We start from the raw sequence: 20,896 nt of genomic DNA on the forward strand, positions 1-20,896 counted from the left end.
CGCCGGCGCCGCCGCCCGGCGCGGGGCCGGGCTCGCGGGCGAGGCCGAGGCGGTCGCCGCGGTCCTCGACGCGTACGGCCTGCCGCCGGGCGACGGCGAGGTCTGACGCTCCGCGGTCCCGGAGCCCCTCGGCGGCCCGGGGACGCGTGGGTGAACGGGACATAACGGTCGGGCCGGCGGGCCGGGACCGAGGACCGAATCTCCTGCCCGGCCGGTCCCGGCAGCCTGTCCTGAGGGTGACAGTTGAGCCGCCAATGGGATACATCTCCGTGTTGGGCGCCTGGATGATCGCGAAGCCGGCCGGGCCGGTCGACGGATTTCTGCCAGGGATTAGGTGAGGCTAACCCTGATCCATATACTGGACGAGTTGGGGGGGAGTATCCCTTCGCGACAGTCCCGTCATCACGGCGTTGCGCCCGGGGCTGGCGGTCCGCCACGGCGTGTGCGGGCGGGAGAGACCTCCGGCAGTGTGTTCGACGCGCGTGCCGGAGGGTTTGGACATGAATTTTCCCCTGTGGGTCTGGCTGGCCGTCATTCTGGGACTGATGGTCGTGGTCGCCGTCGACCTGTGGATCGTGGACCGTGGTGAGCCACGGGAGTTCTCCGTGCGGCAGGCGGGCATCTGGGTCGGCTTCTACGTCTGCCTCGCCGTGCTGTTCGGCGTGGCCTTGAGCATCTGGGCGGGTGGCCAGGCGGGAGGGGAGTTCTTCGGCGGCTATCTGACCGAGTACAGCCTCAGTATCGACAACTTGTTCGTCTTCTTCATCATCATGTCGCGGTTCGGGGTGCCGCGGATCTACCAGCACAAGGTCCTGCTGGTGGGCATCGTGCTCGCGCTCGTCATGCGCGGCGTCTTCATCGCCATCGGCGCCGCCGCGCTCACCCGCTTCAGCTGGCTGTTCTACGTCTTCGGGGTCTTCCTCGTCTACACCGCGTACACGCTGATCCGCGACCACGGCAAGGGCGAGGAGGAGTTCACCGAGAACCTGCTGCTGCGCTGGGCGCGCCGGCTGTTCCCGACCACCTCCGACTACGTCGGCTCACGGGTCACGGTACGGGTCGACGGCAGGCGCATGGTCACCCCGATGCTCATCGTGATGATCGCCATCGGGACCACCGACCTGCTGTTCGCGCTCGACTCGATCCCGGCCATCTTCGGGCTCACGAAGGACGCGTTCATCGTCTTCTCGGCCAACGCGTTCGCCCTGATGGGACTGCGTCAGCTCTACTTCCTGCTGGGCGGCCTGCTGCAGCGCCTGGTCTACATCAGCTACGGGCTCGCGTTCATCCTCGGTTTCATCGGGGTTAAGCTCATTGTTGAGCAGTTGCACGAGAACCAGGTGTCATGGGCTCCCCAGATTCCCATCTGGGTGTCGCTGACGGTCATCGCCGCCACGATGGCCGTGACGACCATCGCGAGCCTGCTCAAAGCCCGCAGCCGTGACGAGGTGGTCGCTCCGGCGGAAGCCTCGCAGGGCTAGCGAAACGGGCAATGACCCTGTTTGCTTGTCTCGTTTGTGCCGTGCGATGACCGTGGAATCGGTAACATCGATCGCTAACGCGCATTCCGGTCCATAGTCGCCTTCCGAGTACAAAGGTTCCCTGTGTCCAACGATTCGTTGCCCCGCGACCCCGGCTCCGGGTACGCGGCAAGTTCCCGGGGCCGCATCCGGCTCGCGCGGGGGGTCTCGCCGTGGCTGGCCCCGGCCGCCGCTGCGGCGGCCGTGACCACGCTCCTCACGCGCAGGTCGTCCCGCTGGGCGCTGGCGGCGGTGCCGCTCACCGCGCTCACCGGGGGGATGCTCTGGTTCTTCCGCGACCCCGAGCGCGTGCCCGGCGAGGGCCGGCTCATCTCGCCGGCGGACGGCGTGGTGCAGAGCATCGACCCGTGGCCGGACGGCCGGACGAGGGTGGCGATCTTCATGAGCCCCCTGAACGTCCACGTCAACCGGGCTCCGGCGGCCGGCGCGGTGACCTCCGTGGAGCACGTGGCGGGCGGGTTCGCCCCGGCGTTCAACAAGGACAGCGACAAGAACGAGCGCGTGGTCTGGCACTTCGACACGGCTCTCGGCGACATCGAACTCGTGCAGATCGCGGGCGCCGTCGCCCGCCGCATCGTGCCGTACCTCGCGGCGGGAGCGAAGGTGCGGCAGGGCGAGCGGATCGGCCTGATCCGGCTCGGTTCCCGGGTGGACGTCTACCTGCCCGAAGGGGTGGCCCCCGCGGTCACCGTCGGCCAGCGCACGACCGCGGGGGTGACACGCCTTGACCACATCTGATCTCGGCGCCGACGCCGTCTGGCCGGTGGAGGAGTCGGACGAGCCGCGCGGCCCGGTCGGCAAGGCGTTCCGCCTGTCGGCCGCCGACTCCCTGTCGCTCGGCAACGCGCTCAGCGGCTTCCTCGCGGTCTGCGTGCTCGCCTGGTCGGCGATCACCGACCTCCAGTCGAGCCACAAGTTCGAGCCCGACCCCCGCTTCTTCGGGACGGCCGTGGTCCTGCTGCTCGTCGGCGCGACCTGCGACCTGTTCGACGGCCTGGTGGCCAGGAAGTTCCGCGCGTCCGCCATGGGCGCCGAGCTCGACAACCTGGCCGACGTGATCAGCTTCGGCTTCGCCCCGGCGTTCATGGTCGTGGTGTGGGGCGGGTTCTCCGGGCGGCTCCCGCTGCTGCTCGTGCTGTTCGCGGCCGGGTCGATCCTGCTCGCCGGCGTCGTGCGGCTGGCCCGCTTCGCCTGCGTGAAGACGAAGAGCGGCGACTTCATGGGCCTGCCGATCCCGATGGGCGCCATGACCGTCGTGTCGATCGTGCTGCTCTTCCAGCCGAGCTACTTCACCATCGCGGGCATCGTCGCGGTGGCGTGGCTGATGGTGAGCCGCATCGAGTACCCGAAGCCGAAGGGCAACCTGGCCGCCGTCGTGCTCGCCTGGATGATGATCAACGTGGCCTGCCTGACGATCTGGGCGGCCCGTCTCGCCGGGGGCGACCAGCTGATCACCGTAGGCGCGACCATGCAGATCGCCATCGTCTCGGCCATCCCGTTGCGCGTTCTCATGTTCAAAAAGCAGCAGCGCAGGGAACGACGCTCGATGAACGTGGGCTGACGTCGGTGAGCGGACAGGGGCCCCGATCGGCGGGGCCCCTCGTCCTGGGCCCGGCCACCTCATCTGGAGAACGCCTAGTCCAAAGACGGAGCCCTGGTCGACATGCCTCGTGAGCACACCCGGACGTATTTCCTCGGCAAGCTCGCACGCGAGCTGGAGATCCGCGGGCTGGAGGCGTCGCTGCGCCCCGACCCGCCCTCACTCAAGGTGCGCGACCCCGACGCGGCGCTGTTCAGCGAGACGGTCGACTGCGTGGCCATGTCCGACGGCTGGTTCTACCGCTGGTCCTGGGGCGACGTGGTGGAGAGCGCCGACGAGCCGGCCGCCGCGGCCGACCGCATCGTGAAGGTCTTCACCACGGGCGACCCCCGGCCGCATCCCAGCCTCGGCGAGGCCTGACCCCGCGTCCGCTCGAAGCCGGTCCGGTCAGACGACCAGGCCGAGCAGGAGCACGCAGGCGAACGACACCACCGAGATGATCGTCTCCATGACCGACCAGCTCCGGATGGTCTGCCCGACGGTCATCCCCAGATACTCCTTGACCAGCCAGAACCCCGCGTCGTTCACGTGGGAGAAGAACAGCGAGCCCGAGCCGATCGCCAGCACGAGCAGGGCGAGGTGCGCGGGGCTCAGCCCGGCCGCCAGCGGAGCGGCGATGCCGGCTGCGGAGATCGTCGCGACGGTGGCCGAGCCGGTGGCCAGCCGGATGCCGACGGCGATCAGCCATCCCAGCACCAGCACCGGCACGTGGGCGCCCTGAGCCGCCTGGCTGATCACCTTGCCGACGCCCGAGTCCACGAGCGTCTGCTTGAAACCGCCGCCGGCTCCCACGATGAGCAGGATCCCGGCGATCGGCGGCAGCGCGTCCGCGATCACGGAGGAGATCCGGTCGCGGCCGAACCCGGCGGCCCGCCCGAGCGTGAACATCGCCACGACCACCGCGACCAGCAGCGCGAGCAGCGGTGTGCCGAGCACGTCGAGCACGGCCCGGACGCCGTTGCCGTCCGGCAGTGCGATCTCGGCCACGGCCCGGCCCAGCATGAGCACCACCGGCAGCAGGATCGTGGCCAGCGTCACGCCGAACCCCGGCCGCCGCTCGGTCGCGCCGTCCCTCGCCTCGGGGACGAGGCGCTCGGGCGGAACGGCGTCCACCCAGCGGGCGGCGAACCGGCCGAACAGCGGCCCCGCCACGATCACGGTCGGGACGGCGACCAGCAGGCCCAGGCCCAGCGTGATGCCGAGGTCGGCCTTGAGCGTGCTGATCGCGACCAGCGGACCCGGATGCGGGGGGACGAGGCCGTGCAGCACCGACAGGCCGGCCAGGGCGGGCACCGCCACCAGCATCACCGGCCGCGAACCGCGCCGGGCCACCAGCAGCACGACCGGGATCAGCAGGACCAGCCCGATCTCGAAGAACATCGGCAGGCCGATCAGCACGGCGATGAGCGTCATCGCCCACGGCAGGGCCCGCTCGCCGCTGCGGCGCAGGATGCCGTCCACGATCTCGTCCGCCCCGCCCGAGTCCGCCAGCAGCTTGCCCAGCATGGCGCCGAGCGCGATCAGCACGCCGACGCCGGCGACGGTCGTCCCGAGACCCGTCGAGAAGCTGTCGATCAGCTTGGCGAACGGCATGCCGGCCACCAGGCCGAGCACGCCCGAGCCCAGCGCGAGCGCGAGGAACGGGTGGACCTTCAGCTTGGTGATCAGCACCACGATGACGGCGATGCCCGCAAGGGCGGCCACGATCAGCCGGGTGTCGTGGCCGCTCCAGGCGGCGGCCGCGCTCGCGAGGGGGGTCATCCGGGGGCTCCTCCGACGAATCCGTGCCGGTGCCGCTGCCCGGAAAAAACGTCAAATCACCAGATGCGCGCCCTCATTGCGTCGCCGGCCGTCTCGGCCCGCCTTCCCGCCGCGCGCCCGGCCGGCTGTGTCCCCGCCCGCCGGCCGGGGCGTGCTCACCGGGTGGGGCCGTTCACCACCCGCGGGCCTTCCACTCCGGCAGGGCCGGGCGCTCGGCGCCCAGCGTGGTGTCGCGGCCGTGGCCGGGGTACACCCACGTCTCGTCGGGCAGCCGGTCGAAGATCCGTTCCACGACGTCGGTGTAGAGCTGCTCGAACCGGGCCGGGTCCTTCTCGGTGTTCCCGACGCCGCCGGGGAACAGGGAGTCCCCGGTGAACAGGTGGCGGTCCTGGTACAGCAGCGCGATCGACCCCGGCGTGTGGCCGCGCAGGTGGATGACGTCGAGCGTGACGACGCCCACCGTGACCCGGTCGCCGTGCCCGACCTCCCGGCTGACCGGGACCGGCAGCTCGGGGGCGTCGAGCGGATGGGCCACCACCTGGGCGCCGGTCGCCTGGGCGACGTCCTTCAGGGCGCCCCAGTGGTCGAGGTGCCGGTGGGTGGTGACGATCGAGCTGATCGGCATGTCTCCGATCAGCTCCAGCAGCCGGTCCGGCTCGGCGGCCGCGTCGATCAGCAGGCCGTCGCCGGTCTCGGTGCAGCGCAGCAGGTAGGCGTTGTTGGCGAAGTCGCCGACCTCGATCTTCGAGATCGTCAGCCCGGGAAGCTCCCGGACGTCGGCGGGGCCGCCCCTCGTGACGTCTCCGGTGTAGCTCATGGTCCTCCCCATATCTCTCAAGGGGTAACGCTAGTCATCGGCCGGGGGCCAGGACGACGGGGGCTCGGACGGCAGGCCGGGTGGCGCCGGCAGCGCCAGCCACGGCGGCGGCTCGGGCGGCCGGATGCTGAGGCCCTGGCCCGCCGAACGGCCGGTCAGCCAGGCGAGCAGCTCCCGCGGCGCCCCCTCCACGGACGGGCCGTCGCCGAGGCCGCGCCACACCCGGACGCCGGAGGAGCCCTCGGGCGAGCCCGGCGGCGCCGGCTCCCGGGCGACGATCTCGCTCACCGGGCCCCGGCCGTACGGCCAGGAGAGCATGGTGTCGTACAGGTCCCAGCGGACGTACGCGTCCGGCCAGTCGCGCCAGCCGTACCCCGTGCCGAGGTCGGAGTGGTGCACCTCCACCTCCCGCAGCCGCCGCATCGGGACATACCAGGCCGGGTGCGGCGGCGGGCGCATCGCGCTCACGGTCGCCCGCCAGGCCGACGGAGGCGTGCTCTCGATCGCCCGCTCGAGCCGCTCGGCGCTCATCCGCAGGTCGTCCACCAGCTCCCGGACCGGCCGTACGGCTCCCGCCGCGATCGCGGCCTCACGCGCGTCGAGCGACGGGTACTGCGGCGTGCGCACGCCGGTCCTCGCCCACGTGAGCAGGTTGACGTAGCTGTCCCCGTTCCGGGCGACGTGGGCGAGCACGTGCCCGATGGTCCACCCGGGCAGCAGCGACGGCGCGCGCACGTCCTCGTCGTCGAGCCCGGCCGCCGTCTCCAGCAGCCGCTCGGTGGACGCGGCCAGCTCGGCGCGGTAGTCCTCCATCACCGACATGAGGCAATCATGGACCAGCGGCCCCGGCGCGCGGCGACCGGGAAGACCGCGCGGCGGCGGGCGGTTCTACAAGCAGGGGTTTCCACCGGACGGCGGGCGCGGGTTTGACGGAAGCCATACCCTGAAAGAGCGGGGGCGTGACCGTCGAGACGGGTCGAGACACCCGGCCCCGCCCCGGCCGCCGGACGATGCCCCCGAAATTGTCGGTGGCTCTGGATAGCCTGCCCAAGCACCTCCATTCACACCATCGACCTATCGGGACCACCGTGGCTGACCGCCTGATCGTGCGTGGCGCACGTGAGCACAACCTGAAGGACGTCTCGCTGGACCTGCCGCGAGACGCTCTGATCGTCTTCACCGGGCTCTCGGGCTCCGGCAAGTCGAGCCTGGCCTTCGACACGATCTTCGCCGAGGGTCAGCGGCGTTACGTCGAGTCCCTGTCGGCGTACGCCCGGCAGTTCCTCGGCCAGATGGACAAGCCCGACGTCGACTTCATCGAGGGCCTGTCCCCGGCCGTCTCCATCGACCAGAAGTCGACCAGCCGGAACCCGCGGTCGACCGTCGGCACCATCACCGAGGTCTACGACTACCTCCGTCTCCTGTGGGCCCGGATCGGAAAGCCCCACTGCCCCCAGTGCGCCCGCCCGATCGCCCGGCAGACCCCGCAGCAGATCGTCGACCGCGTCCTGGAGCTGGAGGAGGGCACCCGGTTCCAGGTGCTCGCGCCGGTGATCCGCGGCCGCAAGGGGGAGTACGCCGAGCTGTTCCGCGAGCTGCAGACCAAGGGCTTCGCCCGGGCCAGGGTGGACGGCACGGTGGTCCGGCTGGAGGAGCCGCCCGCCCTCAAGAAGTACGAGAAGCACGACATCGAGGTCATCGTCGACCGGCTCGCCGTCAAGGAGAGCGCCCGGCGGCGGCTGACCGACTCGGTCGAGACCGCCCTGCAGCTGTCCGGCGGCACGATCACGCTCGACTTCGTCGACCTGCCCGAGGGCGACCCCAACCGGGAGCGGTTCTACTCCGAGCACCTCTACTGCCCGTACGACGACCTGTCGTTCGAGGAGCTGGAGCCCCGGTCGTTCTCGTTCAACTCGCCGTTCGGCGCCTGCCCCGAGTGCACGGGCCTCGGCACCCGCATGGAGGTCGACCCCGAGCTCGTCGTGCCCGACCCCGAGCGCACGCTGGGCGACGGCGCGATCAGCCCCTGGGCGAACGGGCACACCAGCGACTACTTCATCCGGCTCATCGAGGCGCTGGGCCACGCGCTCGGCTTCGACCTCGACACGCCGTGGGAGCGGCTGTCCAAGAAGGCCCAGAAGGCGATCCTGCACGGCCACGACGAGCAGGTGCACATCCGCTACAGCAACAGGTACGGCCGGCAGCGCTCCTACTACACGACGTTCGAGGGCGTCATCCCGTGGGTGCAGCGCCGCCACGCCGAGGCGGAGAGCGACAGCAGCCGGGAGCGGTTCGAGGGCTTCATGCGCGAGGTGCCCTGCCCGGCATGCCGCGGCCGCCGGCTCAAGCCCGTCTCCCTCGCGGTCACGGTCGGGGACGCCTCGATCGCCGGCGTGTCCGCCATGTCGATCGGCGAGTGCGCGGCCTTCCTGTCGGGGCTCAAGCTGTCCGACCGCGACATGCACATCGCCGAGCGCGTGGTCAAGGAGATCAACGCCCGGCTCGGCTTCCTGCTCGACGTGGGCCTCGACTACCTCACCCTCGACCGCGCGGCCGGCACGCTCGCCGGCGGCGAGGCGCAGCGGATCCGGCTGGCCACCCAGATCGGCTCCGGCCTGGTCGGCGTGCTCTACGTCCTGGACGAGCCGTCCATCGGCCTCCACCAGCGCGACAACATGCGGCTGCTGGAGACCCTGATCCGGCTGCGCGACATGGGCAACACGCTGATCGTGGTCGAGCACGACGAGGACACGATCGCGGCCGCCGACTGGGTGGTCGACATCGGCCCCGGCGCGGGCGAGCACGGCGGCCAGGTCGTCGTGTCCGGCACGGTCAAGGAGCTGCTGGCCAGTGAGCAGTCGCTCACCGGCGCCTACCTGTCGGGCCGCAAGTCGATCGTCGTGCCCGCCTCGCGGCGCAAGCGGGACCGCAAGCGCCAGCTCGTGGTCAAGGGCGCGCGGGAGCACAACCTGACCGGCGTCGACGTGGAGTTCCCGCTCGGCGTGTTCACCGCGGTGACCGGCGTCTCGGGCTCGGGCAAGTCGACCCTGGTCAACGACATCCTCTACAGCGCGCTCGCCAAGGAGCTGAACGGCGCCCGCACCGTGCCCGGGCGGCACTCACGGGTGCTCGGCACCGACCTGGTCGACAAGGTCGTCCACGTCGACCAGTCGCCGATCGGCCGCACGCCCCGGTCCAACCCGGCCACCTACACCGGCGTGTTCGACCACGTGCGGAAGCTGTTCGCGGCCACGACCGAGGCGAAGGTGCGCGGCTACCTGCCCGGCCGGTTCAGCTTCAACGTCAAGGGCGGCCGCTGCGAGGCCTGCTCGGGCGACGGCACCATCAAGATCGAAATGAACTTCCTGCCGGACGTCTACGTCCCCTGCGAGGTGTGCCACGGCGCCCGCTACAACCGGGAGACGCTGGAGGTCCACTACAAGGGCAAGACGATCTCCGAGGTCCTCGACATGCCGATCGAGGAGGCGCTGGAGTTCTTCGACGCGATCCCCGCGATCCGGCGCCACCTGCAGACGCTCAACGACGTCGGCCTCGGGTACGTCAGGCTCGGGCAGCCGGCCACGACGCTGTCCGGCGGCGAGGCCCAGCGCGTCAAGCTGGCCTCCGAGCTTCAGCGGCGGTCGACCGGGCGGACGGTCTACGTCCTCGACGAGCCGACGACCGGTCTCCACTTCGAGGACATCCGCCGGCTCCTCGGCGTGCTCAACCGGCTCGTCGACGCGGGGAACACCGTGATCGTGATCGAGCACAACCTCGACGTGATCAAGACAGCCGACTGGGTCATCGACATGGGCCCCGAGGGCGGCTCGCGGGGCGGCAGGCTCGTCGCCACCGGGACGCCGGAGGAGGTCGCCCGGGTGGAGGAGAGCCACACCGGCCGCTTCCTCGAGAAGATCCTCGGCCTGTGACCTGGGCGTCCAGTGCGTATTTATCCGCAGTTTTATGGCCTTCCCTGCATCATGCTGAACCAGCATGGCGGCGAGAGCCGTACCTAACGACATAGGTGACGCATAGCGGTGCGGATCGGGCGCAGGCGCCCGGGCCGGCCGTGGAGGGAAGGACGAGCATGACGGATACGACACGCCGCGCTGTGATCTTCGGTGCGGGAGGGGCCGGCCTGGCCGTGGCGCTGACGGCCTGCGCCGGATACAGCTCCGGCGATTCCCAGGCGGTGCCCGCGGCCGACCAGGCCACCGCGGACTCCACCGCCACCACGGCGGAGGGCGGCGGCGGGGGCGGCGGCGACGCGATCGCCAAGACGTCGGACGTGCCCGTCGGCGGCGGCAAGGTGCTGGAGGACCAGAAGATCGTCATCGTGCAGCCCACGGCCGGCGACTTCAAGGCGTTCAGCGCCGTCTGCACCCACCAGGGCTGCACGGTGGGCAGCGTCTCCAACGGCACGATCAACTGCCCCTGCCACGGCAGCAAGTTCAGCGCCAAGGACGGCTCGGTCGCCAACGGCCCGGCCACGCAGCCGCTCGCCGAGAAGAAGATCACGGTGAACGGCGACAGCATCAGCCTGGCGTAGGCGCGCCGCGGACTCCGCCGTCGCGAGGCGACTCCGGCGGATCCACGGGACGCGACCCACGCGGTGACGCCCCCAGCCCCTCGATCGGCGGCCGGGGGCGTCCGCGTCTCCGCGTCTCCGCGTCTCCGCGTCTCCGCGTCTCCGCGTCTCCGCGTCTCCTCGGCACGACCGGTCACCGCCGGATCGTGATCGTCGGCGGCCGGACTGTCGGTCGGGCCAAGTAGGCTTGCAGTTGTGGCGGATCCGGCAACCTACCGACCGGCGCCCGGATCGATTCCCGAATCGCCAGGCGTCTATCGCTTCCGCGACCCGGGCGGCCGGGTGATCTACGTGGGCAAGGCGAAGAGCCTGCGCCAGCGGCTGAACTCCTACTTCGCCGACTTCGCCGGGCTGCACCCGCGGACCCAGACGATGCTGACGAGCGCCGCCTCCGTCGACTGGACGGTGGTCAACACCGAGGTCGAGGCGCTCCAGCTCGAATACTCGTGGATCAAGGAGTTCGACCCCCGGTTCAACGTGAAGTACCGGGACGACAAGTCGTACCCCTTCCTGGCCGTGACGATGGGGGACGACTTCCCCCGGGTCCAGGTGTTGCGGGGCGCCAAGCGCAAGGGCACCCGATACTTCGGCCCGTACTCCCACGCCTGGGCCATCAGGGAGACGGTCGACCTGCTCCTGCGCGTGTTCCCCGTGCGCACCTGCTCGGCCGGGGTGTTCAAGCGGGCCGGGCAGATCGGCCGGCCCTGCCTGCTCGGCTACATCGACAAGTGCGCGGCGCCCTGCGTCGGCCGTGTCAGCCCGGAGGAGCACCGGGCCCTCGCCGAGGACTTCTGCGACTTCATGTCCGGCAACACCGGCCGGTTCATCAAGCGGCTCGAGCGCGAGATGCGCGAGGCGGCGGCCGTGGAGGAGTACGAGCGGGCGGCCCGGCTGCGCGACGACGTCCAGGCCCTGCAGCGGGCGCTGGAGAAGCAGACGGTCGTCCTCGGCGACGGCACCGACTGCGACGTCATCGCCCTCGCGGAGGACCCGCTGGAGGCGGCCGTCCAGGTCTTCTACGTGCGCGGCGGGCGCATCCGCGGGCAGCGCGGCTGGGTGGTCGACAAGGTGGAGGAGGCCGCCCCGGGCGAGCTCGTCGAGCACTTCCTGCTCCAGATGTACGGCGAGGCCGCCATCCCCAAGGAGATCCTCGTCCCGGCCCTGCCCCCGGAGACCGACGCGGTGATCGAGCTGCTGAGCGAGCAGCGCGGCGCCCGCGTCGACCTGCGCGTGCCGCAGCGCGGGGACAAGAAGAGCCTGATGGAGACGGTCGAGCGCAACGCGAAGGAGTCCCTGGCCCAGCACAAGCTGCGCCGCGCGAGCGACCTCACCACCCGCAGCCGCGCCCTCCAGGAGATCGCCGACGCCCTCGACCTCGACCAGGCCCCGCTCCGCATCGAGTGCTACGACGTCTCGCACATCCAGGGCTCCAACGTCGTGGCGTCCATGGTCGTCTTCGAGGACGGCCTCGCCCGCAAGAGCGAGTACCGCCGGTTCTCCATCAGGAGCGGCGACGGCGACGTCGCCTCGATCTACGAGGTGATCTGCCGCCGCTTCAAGCGCTACCTCGAGGAGCGCGTGGCCACCGGGGAGCTCGACGGCGAGTCCGTCACCGGCGACCTGGGCGAGAACGGCGACGGGCCGGGCGGCGGCCTGAACGGCGCCCCGCAGGCCGACCCCGGCGCGGGCATGCCGATCGACCCGGAGACGGGCCGGCCGCGCAAGTTCGCGTACCCGCCCAATCTCGTCGTGGTGGACGGCGGCCCCGCGCAGGCGGCGGCCGCGCAGCGCGCCCTCGACGAGCTCGGCATCGACGACGTCGCCGTGTGCGGGCTGGCCAAGCGGCTGGAGGAGGTCTGGCTCCCGGGCGACGACCAGCCGGTCATCCTGCCCCGCGCGAGCGAGGGCCTCTATCTCTTACAGCGCGTCCGCGACGAGGCCCACCGGTTCGCGATCAACTTCCACCGGGCGAAGCGGTCGAAGAGCCTCAAGGAGAGCGCGCTCGACCAGGTTCCCGGGCTCGGACCGGCCCGCCGCCAGGCGCTGCTGCGCCACTTCGGGTCGGTGAAGCGGCTGCGCGAGGCGACGGCCGAGGAGATCTGCGCGGTGCCCGGCATCGGCCCGTCGACCGCCGAGGCCATCGTGGCCGTCCTTCGCGGCGAGAGTCCCTCCCCCGCCGGGCAGGGGTCATGACCCTTACGATGCGGCGTGCCGGTGGCGGGGAGCAGGGCACAGATGACATGCTCCGGCACGTAGGCGCTGCTCCGGGGCGGAGCGCGCCGCATACGAATGGGAGCGCGCCGCCCGCGGGTGTGGCGGTGCCGCCGATGTCGCCGATGTCGAGCAGGGCGGTGAGCGGGCGATGAGCACCAACGAGCCGGCGTTCGTTGTTGTCACGGGCATGTCGGGGGCCGGGCGCAGCACGGCCGCGAAGGCCCTGGAGGATCTCGGCTGGTTCGTCATCGACAACCTGCCGCCCGGGCTGCTGTCCTCGCTCGCCGAGGAGGCGGGCAGGGTCAACATGGCCACCGACCGGGTGGCGGCCGTGGTCGACGTGCGCAGCCTCGCGTTCACGACCGACCTCAACGCGGCGATCGAGGAGCTGGTCGCCCGCGGCGTCGGCGTCCGGGTGGTGTTCCTGGAGGCCAGCGACGAGGAGCTGGTCCGCAGGTTCGAGAACGTGCGCCGCCCCCACCCGTTGCAGGGCGACGGGCGCCTCGTGGACGGCATCGACCGCGAACGGGGGATCCTGCGGGAGATCCGGGCCAACGCCGACCTCGTCATCGACACGTCCCTGCTCAACGTGCACGAGCTCCGCAAGAAGATCGTCTCGTTCTTCGGCGGCGACGACCGCCCCGGGCTCAAGGTCAACGTGGTGTCGTTCGGCTACAAGTACGGCCTGCCGGTCGACGCCGACATGGTGGTGGACTGCCGGTTCCTGCCCAACCCCCACTGGGTGCCGGAGCTGCGCCCGATGAACGGCCTCGACGCCCCGGTCCGCGACTACGTGCTCGGGCAGCCGGGCGCCAAGGAGTTCCTCGACGGGTACGAGGACGTCTTCGGCGTGGTCGCCGCCGGCTACACCCGCGAGGGCAAGGGGTACGCCACCCTCGCCGTCGGCTGCACCGGCGGCAAGCACCGCAGCGTCGCCATGGCCGAGCAACTCGGCGCCCGCCTGCGCGAACGCGGCATGGACGTCCAGGTCAGCCACCGGGACGTGGGCCGCGAGTGACGCCCGCGACCGGCGGCCGTCCCGCGGGCGGCGGTACGGGCGGGTACCCCTGCGGCCCGCTGCCGGTCCGCCCCGGCATCGGGAACGGTCCCGGATCCGCCCGCGCGGGGGCCGGCGACGGGGACGCCTCCGCGTACGGCGGGCGGCGGCCCGGTGGCGCCGGGACCATCTCCGAGGCCGTCCGGGCGGGTTCCGGCGCCTCGCTATGTCGGAGCCGTCCCCGGGCCGGTTCCCCTGCGGGCGTCTCCCCTTCAGAGGAGCGCCCCCAGCCCGGTTTCCCGGGCCGCCAGGCGACGACGCGGGCACCCCAGCCCGCCGTCCTCGCCGTACTCGATCAGCACGACACAGCCCGCCGGGGCCCCGCGGCGCGGGGCTCGCGGCGAGGCGAGGAGGACGATGAAGGAGCCCGCCGAGCCCCCGGCCCCCCACCACCCCCCGGCTCCCCGAGGCGCGGCGCCGCCGCGCAACTCCCTTCACGCCGGCCGCGCCCCCAAGGTCGTCGCGCTGGGCGGCGGCCACGGCCTGTACGCCTCCCTGTCGGCCCTGCGCAACGTCACGACCGACCTCACGGCCGTCGTCACGGTGGCCGACGACGGGGGCTCCAGCGGCCGCCTCAGGCGTGAGCTGGGCGTCCTGCCGCCCGGCGACCTGCGGATGGCCCTCGCCGCGCTGTGCGGCGACGACGAGTGGGGCACCACGTGGAGCGAGGTGGTCCAGCACCGCTTCCGCAGCGAGGGGGAGCTGCACGGCCACGCAGTGGGCAACCTGCTCATCGTCGCGCTGTGGGAACTGCTCGACGACCCGGTGGCGGGCCTCGACTGGGTGGGCCGCCTGCTGGGCGCCCACGGCCGGGTGCTGCCGATGGCGTCGGTGCCCCTCGACCTCCAGGCGGAGGTCGAGCTGGACGGCGTCGTCACGACCGTGCGCGGCCAGGTCGCCTGCGCGCTGACCCCCGGCCGGGTGCGGTCGATCTCACTGCTCCCGCCCGACCCGCCGGCCTGCCGGGAGGCGGTGGAGGCCGTCGAGGAGGCCGACTGGGTGGTGTTCGGGCCCGGCTCGTGGTTCACCAGCGTGCTGCCGCACCTCAAGGTGCCCGAGCTGGCCGAGGCGCTGCACGCCACCAGCGCCCGGCGGATGGTGGTCCTCAACCTCGCCCCGCAGCCGGGGGAGACCGACGGCTTCTCGCCGGAGAAGCACCTGGAGGTGCTGCGGGAGCACTCGCCGTCCCTGCTGATCGACGCGGTCCTCGCCGACACGAGCGTGGTGGGCGACCTCAGGGCCCTGGAGAAGGCGGCCTGGTCCCTCGGCGGGCGTCTGGTCGTGGCGGACGTAGCCGCTTATGACGGATCTGCACGCCACGACGGACCACGACTTGCCGCGGTCCTGGACGAGATTTTCCGCGAGAAGCGGTGATTGCCCCCGCTCCACGTGCGAGAGACTTGCGGGCAGAGTCTGTTTGGGGGAGGACACGCACAGATGGCCATGACGGGTGTGGTGAAGGACGAGCTGAGCCGCCTATCGGTGCTCAAGCCTTGCTGCCGCAAGGCGGAGGTGTCGACGCTGCTGCGGTTCGCCAGCGGCCTGCACCTGGTCGGCGGGCGGATCGTGATCGAGGCCGAGCTCGACACCAACGTCACCGCCCGGCGGCTGATCCGGGACATCGGCGAGGTGTTCGGCCACAAGGCCGAGGTACTGGTGCTCGCCCCCGCCGGCCTGCGCAAGGGCTCCCGGTACGTCGTACGGGTCTACAAGGACGGCGAGGCGCTGGCCCGGCAGACCGGCCTGATCGACAACCACGGGCGGCCGGTGCGCGGCCTGCCCCGCCAGGTGGTGTCGGGCGCCACCTGCGACGCGGAGGCGGCCTGGCGCGGGGCGTTCCTCGCGCACGGCTCGCTGACCGAGCCCGGCCGTTCGATGTCGCTGGAGGTCACCTGCCCCGGGCCGGAGGCGGCGCTGGCGCTGGTCGGCTCGGCCCGGCGGCTCAAGATCCACGCCAAGGCCCGTGAGGTGCGCGGCGTCGACCGGGTCGTGGTCCGCGACGGCGACGCGATCAGCGCGCTGCTGACCCGCCTGGGCGCCCACGACAGCGTGCTCGCCTGGGAGGAGCGGCGCATGCGCCGCGAGGTGCGGGCCACGGCCAACCGCCTGGCCAACTTCGACGACGCCAACCTGCGCAGGTCGGCCCGCGCCGCCGTGGCGGCCGGAGCGCGGGTGCAGCGGGCGCTGGAGATCCTGGGCGACGAGGCGCCCGAGCATCTCGTCGTCGCCGGGCGGCTGCGGGTGGAGCACAAGCAGGCGTCGCTGGAGGAGCTGGGCCAGATCGCCGACCCGCCGCTCACCAAGGACGCGATCGCCGGGCGCATCCGGCGGCTGCTGGCCATGGCCGACAAGCGCGCGCAGGACCTTGGCATCGCCAACACCGAGGCCAACCTCACCGCCGACATGCTGGCCCCTTAACCCGGTCCCTGGCCGACACTGATGTCGGCCCCTGCCGGCCTGCCGTGATCTCCGTACGGAGGATCCCGGGGGAGCGGCCGGCGGCGGGCGGCGTGAGGGGAGCGCGGGGCGGGCGTTGCCCCCGTTTGACCTGACGCGCCGCGAAGGCGCGGCCCGTTGGTCTACACCAATTTGGGTCCGATAAGGTCTGTCATTGAGGTTTAACTCAGCCACGGCGCCGGTGTGCCGGCGCACGACGTACGAGGAGATCGGATCCGTGAGCATCCGCGTAGGCGTCAACGGCTTCGGCCGTATCGGCCGCAACTTCTGGCGCGCTGTGGCGGCCAGCGGCAAGGACATCGAGATCGTCGCGGTCAACGACCTTACTGACAACGCCACGCTCGCCCACCTGCTGAAGTACGACAGCATCCTGGGCCGCCTGCCGTACGAGGTGAAGGCCTCGGCGGACGAGATCACGGTCGACGGCAAGGCGATCAAGGCCTTCGCCGAGCGTGACCCCGCCAAGCTGCCCTGGGGCGACCTGGGCGTGGACGTCGTCGTCGAGTCGACCGGCCTGTTCACCGACGCCACCAAGGCCAAGGTGCACGCCGAGAACGGCGCCAAGAAGGTCATCATCTCCGCCCCGGCGAAGAACGAAGACGTGACGATCGTCATGGGCGTGAACCACGAGATCTACGACCCGGCGGCTCACACGATCATCTCCAACGCGTCCTGCACCACCAACTGCCTGGCCCCGATGGCCAAGGTCATCAACGACACCTTCGGCATCGAGAAGGGCCTGATGACCACCATCCACGCCTACACGCAGGACCAGAACCTGCAGGACGGCCCGCACAAGGACCTGCGTCGCGCCCGTGCCGCCGCCCTGAACATCGTCCCCACCTCGACCGGCGCCGCCAAGGCGATCGGCCTGGTGCTCCCCGAGCTCAAGGGCAAGCTGGACGGCTACGCGCTGCGCGTGCCGATCCCGACGGGCTCGGCCACCGACCTGACCGTCGAGGTCAAGCGTGAGACCTCGGTCGAGGAGGTCAACGCCGCCCTCAAGGCCGCGTCCGAGGGCGCGCTGAAGGGTTACCTCAGCTACACCGAGGACGAGATCGTCTCCAGCGACATCGTCACCGACCCGTCGTCCTGCATCTTCGACGCCGGCCTGACCAAGGTCATCGGCAACCAGGTCAAGGCCGTCGGCTGGTACGACAACGAGTGGGGCTACTCGAACCGCCTCGCCGACCTGATCGAGTTCGTGGGCGCCTCCCTCTGATGATCGGGATCGACGAGCTCGACGTGAAGGGCCGGCGCGTCTTCGTGCGCGCCGACCTCAACGTCCCCCTGGACGGGGAGACGATCACCGACGACGGCCGCATCCGCGCGTCGGTGCCGACGATCAAGAAGCTGCTCGAGCGGGGGGCCAAGGTCGTCGTGGCCGCCCACCTGGGCCGCCCGAAGGGGTCCCCGACGCCGAAGTACTCGCTCGCCCCGGTCTCCCGGCGGCTGGCCGAGCTGCTCGGCGAGGACGTCGCGTTCGCGAGCGACGTCGTGGGCGACTCGGCGAGGAGCACGGTCGAGGCACTCCAGGACGGGCAGGTCGCCCTCCTGGAGAACCTGCGCTTCGAGCCGGGCGAGGAGTCCAAGGACGACGCCGTCAGGGGCGAGTTCGCCGACAAGCTGGCCGCGCTGGCCGAGCTGTACGTCGGCGACGGCTTCGGCGCGGTCCACCGCAAGCACGCGAGCGTCTACGACCTGCCCAAGCGCCTCCCGCACGCCGCGGGCGACCTGGTGCTGGCCGAGGTCGACGTGCTCAAGCGGCTCACCGAGGACCCGGCCCGGCCGTACGTCGTGGTCCTGGGCGGCGCGAAGGTCTCCGACAAGCTCGGCGTCATCGCCAACCTGTTGTCCAAGGTCGACCGGCTGCTCATCGGCGGCGGCATGGCGTACACCTTCCTCAAGGCCCAGGGCCACGAGGTCGGCAAGTCGCTGCTGCAGGAGGACCAGCTCGACCAGGTCCGCGGCTTCCTGAACGAGGCCGCCGCCCGGGGCGTGGACCTGGTGCTCCCCGTCGACGTGCTGGCCGCCACCCACTTCGCGGCCGACGCGCCGCACGAGGTGGTGGACGCCACCGCCATCCCGGCCGACCGGGAGGGCCTGGACATCGGCCCGCGGACCCGCGAGCTGTTCGCAGGCAAGCTGGCCGACGCGCGGACCGTGTTCTGGAACGGCCCGATGGGCGTGTTCGAGTTCGAGGCGTTCTCCGGCGGCACCCGCGCCGTCGCCGAGGCCCTCGTCCGCTCCGACGCGTTCACCGTGGTCGGCGGCGGCGACTCGGCCGCGGCCGTGCGGCAGCTCGGCCTGCCCGAGGACGGCTTCTCGCACATTTCCACCGGCGGCGGCGCCAGCCTCGAGTACCTCGAGGGCAAGACGCTGCCCGGACTCGCCGCGCTGGAGGAGTAGATGGCCCGCAAGCCGCTGATCGCCGGCAACTGGAAGATGAACCTCAACCACCTCGAGGCCATCAACCTGGTGCAGAAGCTGGCGTTCTCGCTCACCGACCGCGACCACGACGCGGTCGAGGTGGCGGTGCTCCCGCCGTACACCGACCTGCGCAGCGTCCAGACGCTCATCGACGCCGACAAGCTCCGCATCGTGTACGGCGCGCAGGACCTGTCGCGTCACGACGCCGGGGCCTACACCGCGGAGATCTCCGGGGGGATGCTGGCGAAGCTGGGCTGCACGTACGTGCTGGTCGGGCACTCGGAGCGCCGTCAGTACCACCACGAGGACGAGGCGAGCTGCAACGCCAAGGTCAAGGCGGCCTACCGGCACTCGCTCACGCCCATCCTGTGCGTGGGCGAGCGCCTGCCGGTGCGGCAGGAGAGCCGCCACGTCGAGCACACGGTGGCGCAGCTCGACGGCGCCCTCGACGGGGTCCCGGCCGACCAGGCCAAGACGATCGTGATCGCGTACGAGCCGGTGTGGGCGATCGGCACCGGTGAGGTCGCGACGCCGAAGGACGCCCAGGAGGTGTGCGGCGCGATCCGGACGCGACTCGCCGAGCTGTACGACGGCGAGGTTGCCGCCGCGATCCGTATCCTTTACGGAGGCTCGGTCAAGTCGGACAACATCGCCGGCATCATGGCGCAGCCCGACGTCGACGGCGCTCTCGTGGGAGGGGCCAGCCTCGACCAGGGCGAGTTCGTCAAGATATGCCGCTTTGGCGAGATCTCCGGCTAGCTGGGCCGTTTGGGGGGTGCGACTTGACAACAGGTCGTACCCTCATAGAGCAAGATTGAATCGTCACGCCGATGGCATCGCGCGAGACGCGCGCGCCCGGACATAGGAACAGGTCTACGGTGACAATCGGAATCTCCATCGCCCTCATCCTGTCGAGCGTCCTGATGGTCCTGCTCGTCCTGCTCCACAAGGGCAAGGGCGGCGGCCTGTCGGACCTGTTCGGCGGCGGTTTCTCGTCGTCCTTCGGCGGTTCGTCGGTGGTGGAGCGTAATCTGGACCGGCTGACCATCATCACGGGTGTCGTCTGGTTCGTCTGCATCATCGCGCTGGGTCTGCTGCTCAAGCCGTAGCGAGCGCCGCCCGGCGACGCGTGACAGAGATTCACCTCCCCCCGTCCGCGGGGCGATCGAGCAAGGAGTTCTTCGGTGGGTAGTGGCAACGCGATCCGTGGCAGCCGAGTCGGCGCGGGCCCCATGGGGGAGGCCGAGCGAGGCGAGGCAGCCCCCCGCGTGCGGGTCTCGTTCTGGTGCGCCAACATGCACGAGACGCGCCCGAGCTTCGCCAGCGACGCGCCCGTCCCGGAGTTCTGGGACTGCCCGCGGTGCGGTCTGCCGGCGGGGCAGGACCAGTCCAGCCCGCCGGCTCCGCCGCGCAACGAGCCGTACAAGACGCACCTCGCGTACGTGAAGGAGCGTCGCAGCGACAAGGACGGCGCGCAGATCCTCGCCGAGGCGCTGGAGCGGCTGCGCTCCTCCTCCCGCCCGATCTACTAGGTCGCCCAGGCCGTACGGCAGGCGTCGCGAAGGCCCTCCCCGGATCTCCGGGGAGGGCCTTCCGCGTTTCCCGGGCTCCGCGTTTCCCGGGCTCCGTGTTTCCCGGGCCTCGTGCTTCCCGGGCTCCGTGCCGAGGTCCGGTGAGCGTGGGTGAAAGGTGCAGGGGCGGGGAGGCGGCCGTCGGCGGGTCGCGGGCCGCCGGCCTGGGCGGACGCGGACGGGCCGTGATCACCCCTAACCCGCCACGCTAGCCCGGCCGGCCGCGCGTTCCGGGTCGCCGTTTCACGCGGCCTGGCGGCCGAGGATGCGGGCATGAACGCGCTGCTGTGGACCGTCACGGTGCTGAGCGCCCTTCTCGCGCTCGCCGCCCTCGCCCTCGCCCTGCTGGCCGTCCGGCGCTGCCGGGACCTGTACGAGGTGGTCTCCCGCCGCACCGCCCGCGGCCCCGTCCTGCCCGCAGCCGGCACACCGGTGCCGCCGACGCCGGTGGTCACCGTCGACGGCGCCGTCGTCGACCTGGGGGAGCGGGGCGAGGACGAGCGCGTCCTCGCCTTCCTCACCACCGACTGCCCCGCCTGCGAGGAGCTCGCCGGCGGGCTGCGCCGCGCGCTCGCCGGCCTGCCGGCCGATGCGCCGAGGCCGCTCGTGGTCGTCTCCGGCGGCGCGGCCGGGCGTGCCGGGCACGTGCGGGACTTCGCCCCGGTCGCGTACGTGGCGGACGCCGACGGGAGGCATCCGCTCGCGGACGCCCTCGGCGTCACGGCCTTCCCCACCGTCCTGGTCGTCTCGGATGGCCGGGTCCGGCGCGCCGGTCACGGCCTCGCCCAGGCCGGCCTGGAGGCGGTGCGGTGAGGGCCGTCCGCCGGGACGGCGAGACGGCGGGGAGCGCGCGCGATCTG

Annotated in this window: 19 protein-coding genes; 16 read left to right on the top strand and 3 right to left on the bottom strand. The window is 71.6% G+C overall.

Annotation, left to right across the window (positions count from 1 at the left end; translation table 11 throughout):
- The first annotated feature begins 500 nt into the window (after window positions 1-500).
- The 4 genes from MPTA5024_RS00100 (at window position 501) to MPTA5024_RS00115 (ending at window position 3,501) form a co-directional block, all read left to right on the top strand.
- On the top strand, window positions 501-1,481 hold the full coding sequence (locus MPTA5024_RS00100) for a TerC family protein (protein WP_036318459.1): 981 nt from the start codon (window positions 501-503) through the stop codon (window positions 1,479-1,481).
- Between the two features lie 123 nt (window positions 1,482-1,604).
- Entirely contained in the window at window positions 1,605-2,279 is a 675-nt protein-coding gene (locus tag MPTA5024_RS00105) for a phosphatidylserine decarboxylase (protein ID WP_442922010.1), read from the top strand.
- Entirely contained in the window at window positions 2,266-3,102 is an 837-nt protein-coding gene (gene pssA / locus MPTA5024_RS00110) for a CDP-diacylglycerol--serine O-phosphatidyltransferase (RefSeq protein WP_036318460.1), read from the top strand. The genes MPTA5024_RS00105 and pssA overlap by 14 nt, the downstream gene beginning before the upstream one ends.
- Window positions 3,103-3,204: 102 nt before the next feature.
- Window positions 3,205-3,501 (top strand): hypothetical protein, encoded by a 297-nt coding sequence (locus MPTA5024_RS00115; RefSeq protein WP_036318462.1) that lies wholly within the window; start codon window positions 3,205-3,207, stop codon window positions 3,499-3,501.
- 27 nt (window positions 3,502-3,528) lie between these two features.
- Here MPTA5024_RS00115 and MPTA5024_RS00120 read toward each other — a convergent pair whose 3' ends face one another.
- The 3 genes from MPTA5024_RS00120 to MPTA5024_RS00130 all read right to left on the bottom strand — a co-directional run bounded on the left by MPTA5024_RS00120 (window position 3,529) and on the right by MPTA5024_RS00130 (window position 6,541).
- Complete coding sequence (locus tag MPTA5024_RS00120) at window positions 3,529-4,902, bottom strand: GntT/GntP/DsdX family permease (RefSeq protein ID WP_036318463.1); 1,374 nt, start codon at window positions 4,900-4,902, stop codon at window positions 3,529-3,531.
- A gap of 172 nt (window positions 4,903-5,074) precedes the next feature.
- Entirely contained in the window at window positions 5,075-5,719 is a 645-nt protein-coding gene (locus tag MPTA5024_RS00125; protein WP_036318465.1) for an MBL fold metallo-hydrolase, read from the bottom strand.
- Window positions 5,720-5,749: 30 nt separating this feature from the next.
- Window positions 5,750-6,541, bottom strand: coding sequence for a maleylpyruvate isomerase family mycothiol-dependent enzyme (locus tag MPTA5024_RS00130; protein ID WP_051457551.1), 792 nt, complete (start codon window positions 6,539-6,541; stop codon window positions 5,750-5,752).
- Window positions 6,542-6,807: 266 nt separating this feature from the next.
- On the opposite strand from MPTA5024_RS00130, the gene uvrA reads away from it, so the two are divergent.
- From uvrA to MPTA5024_RS00190, 12 genes are all read left to right on the top strand, one after another.
- Window positions 6,808-9,648 carry an excinuclease ABC subunit UvrA gene (gene uvrA / locus MPTA5024_RS00135; RefSeq protein ID WP_036318467.1) on the top strand — a complete coding sequence of 947 codons (2,841 nt, stop codon included), beginning with the start codon at window positions 6,808-6,810 and terminating at the stop codon, window positions 9,646-9,648.
- Between the two features lie 158 nt (window positions 9,649-9,806).
- Window positions 9,807-10,268 carry a Rieske (2Fe-2S) protein gene (locus MPTA5024_RS00140; protein WP_036318469.1) on the top strand — a complete coding sequence of 154 codons (462 nt, stop codon included), beginning with the start codon at window positions 9,807-9,809 and terminating at the stop codon, window positions 10,266-10,268.
- 234 nt (window positions 10,269-10,502) lie between these two features.
- On the top strand, window positions 10,503-12,500 hold the full coding sequence (gene uvrC / locus MPTA5024_RS00145) for an excinuclease ABC subunit UvrC (RefSeq protein ID WP_036318470.1): 1,998 nt from the start codon (window positions 10,503-10,505) through the stop codon (window positions 12,498-12,500).
- 169 nt (window positions 12,501-12,669) lie between these two features.
- Window positions 12,670-13,539: an RNase adapter RapZ gene (rapZ, locus tag MPTA5024_RS00150; protein WP_036318472.1), complete on the top strand. Its 870-nt coding sequence runs from the start codon at window positions 12,670-12,672 to the stop codon at window positions 13,537-13,539.
- Between the two features lie 396 nt (window positions 13,540-13,935).
- Window positions 13,936-14,952: a gluconeogenesis factor YvcK family protein gene (locus MPTA5024_RS00155; RefSeq protein WP_084369336.1), complete on the top strand. Its 1,017-nt coding sequence runs from the start codon at window positions 13,936-13,938 to the stop codon at window positions 14,950-14,952.
- Between the two features lie 63 nt (window positions 14,953-15,015).
- On the top strand, window positions 15,016-15,996 hold the full coding sequence (whiA, locus tag MPTA5024_RS00160; RefSeq protein ID WP_036318474.1) for a DNA-binding protein WhiA: 981 nt from the start codon (window positions 15,016-15,018) through the stop codon (window positions 15,994-15,996).
- Window positions 15,997-16,252: 256 nt separating this feature from the next.
- Window positions 16,253-17,257, top strand: a complete 1,005-nt coding sequence (gap, locus tag MPTA5024_RS00165; protein ID WP_036322583.1) for a type I glyceraldehyde-3-phosphate dehydrogenase — start codon at window positions 16,253-16,255, stop codon at window positions 17,255-17,257.
- A complete protein-coding gene (locus tag MPTA5024_RS00170) occupies window positions 17,257-18,444 on the top strand; it encodes a phosphoglycerate kinase (RefSeq protein WP_036318475.1) in 1,188 nt (395 codons plus the stop codon). The genes gap and MPTA5024_RS00170 overlap by 1 nt, the downstream gene beginning before the upstream one ends.
- Window positions 18,445-19,224, top strand: coding sequence for a triose-phosphate isomerase (gene tpiA, locus MPTA5024_RS00175; protein WP_036318477.1), 780 nt, complete (start codon window positions 18,445-18,447; stop codon window positions 19,222-19,224).
- 119 nt (window positions 19,225-19,343) lie between these two features.
- Complete coding sequence (secG, locus tag MPTA5024_RS00180) at window positions 19,344-19,574, top strand: preprotein translocase subunit SecG (RefSeq protein ID WP_036318479.1); 231 nt, start codon at window positions 19,344-19,346, stop codon at window positions 19,572-19,574.
- 75 nt (window positions 19,575-19,649) lie between these two features.
- A complete protein-coding gene (locus MPTA5024_RS00185; RefSeq protein ID WP_084369337.1) occupies window positions 19,650-19,997 on the top strand; it encodes an RNA polymerase-binding protein RbpA in 348 nt (115 codons plus the stop codon).
- A gap of 312 nt (window positions 19,998-20,309) precedes the next feature.
- A complete protein-coding gene (locus MPTA5024_RS00190; protein ID WP_036318484.1) occupies window positions 20,310-20,849 on the top strand; it encodes a hypothetical protein in 540 nt (179 codons plus the stop codon).
- The last annotated feature ends 47 nt before the right edge of the window (window positions 20,850-20,896 follow it).

The organism is Microbispora sp. ATCC PTA-5024 (genome assembly GCF_000511135.2).
Lineage (GTDB): Bacteria > Actinomycetota > Actinomycetes > Streptosporangiales > Streptosporangiaceae > Microbispora > Microbispora corallina.